This is a genomic window from Stenotrophomonas pictorum JCM 9942, assembly GCF_001310775.1.
Classification (GTDB): Bacteria; Pseudomonadota; Gammaproteobacteria; order Xanthomonadales; family Xanthomonadaceae; genus Stenotrophomonas; species Stenotrophomonas pictorum.
Window position 1 is genome coordinate 1 of the sequence record NZ_BAZI01000532.1, and the last position, 1,472, is coordinate 1,472.

A 1,472-nucleotide genomic window follows, 5' to 3' on the forward strand; every position below is an offset into this window, starting at 1 on the left:
TGCCGATGCCGCCGACGGCGCCGACAGCGCGGCCTAGAGCTGCGACTCCAGCGGCAGCCAGCGGATCAGGCGGGCGGTGGCCCGCTGCAGCAGCGAGGCGTCTGGTTCGGTGCCCAGCACCTCCGGCGGCGAGGACGCCCATTCCAGCCAGCGCAGGTCGTGCTGGCGATCCAGATAGACCCAGTAGCTCAAGGCCGGGCTGGCCAGACGCAGGTATTCGCTGCGCAGGCGCGCGGCCAGCACCGGATCGTCGAACACCGCGCCCATCTCGGTGTTGAGGTAGGCCGAGCGCGGGTCCAGGTTGAACGAGCCGACAAAGCCGCGCCGGTCATCGACCACGAACGCCTTGGTGTGCAGGCTGGCGCCGGAGCTGCCGAAGGTGGACGCCTTGTGGCGGTCCTGGGCCTTGAGTTCGTACAGGCGCACGCCGCCGGCCAGCAGCGGTTTGCGGTAGCGCATGTAGCCGCTGTGCACGGCGGCGACATCGTTGGCTGCCAGCGAATTGGTGACGATGCCGACCTGTACGCCGTGGGCGACCTGCGCGGTCAGGCCGGCGGTGCCGGCTTCGCCGGGGACGAAATACGGGGAAATCAGCAGCGCCTTGTGCCGCGCGCTGGCCAGTTCGCCGGTCAGCCGGGTGACCAGCCAGTCGCTGCGGTCGGCGCCGCGCAGCTTCTGCGGTGGATCGGAGTGGATCTGCACGCCAGCGGTCCAGTGCAATCCCAGCTCGCCTCCGACGTACGAATCGGCAAGCCGCGCGCGCACCCGCTCCAGGTAGGGCAGGCTCTCGCGCTGGCGCGCTTCCTGCCCGGACTGGTTGATGAACTTGGCCAGATCGCGTTCGGAAGCGCGGTGCAGGGCGGCGATCGGCACCACCATGTCGCTGTTCCAGAAACTGTCGAAGATCGTGCTGGCCTGAGCGGCTACGGGACCTGCCAGCAGCACGTCCAGATCGCGGAAGTTCACATCGGGCTTGGCGTTGAAATACTCCGCGCCGATGTTGCGGCCGCCGACGATGGCCACGCGGCCGTCGGCGATCCATGCCTTGTTGTGCATGCGGTGGTTGATGCTGAAGACCCGCTGCACCATTTCCACCAGCCGCCACAGGCCCTCCCGGTTGCGGAACGGGTTGTACAGGCGGATCTCGATATTGGGATGGGCATCGAGCGCCATCATCAGCGGGTCGAGCCCGACCGCGTTCATGTCATCGAGCAGCAGCCGTACCCGTACCCCGCGCTGGGCGGCGTCATAGACATCGCGCGCCAGCAGGTGGCCGACCATGTCGTCGTGCCACATGTAGTACTGCAGGTCCAGGCTGCGCCCGGCCTGGCGGGTGATGATGGAGCGGGCGGCAAAGGCTTCCAGGCCATCGCTCAGGAACACCGTGCCGCTCTGCCCGGGATGGGCGGCGAGCAGCGGTTGCAGCTGGCGGTCCAGCAGGGTCTGCGCCGGCTGGACCGGCAGTGCGCTCG

At 68.5% G+C, this 1,472-nt stretch carries 1 protein-coding gene; it reads right to left on the reverse strand.

What is annotated here, in order from left to right; genetic code table 11:
* Window positions 1-33 precede the first annotated feature (33 nt).
* A partial coding sequence (locus JCM9942_RS15765; protein WP_054660809.1) for a phospholipase D family protein occupies window positions 34-1,472 on the reverse strand: 1,439 nt, incomplete at its 5' end.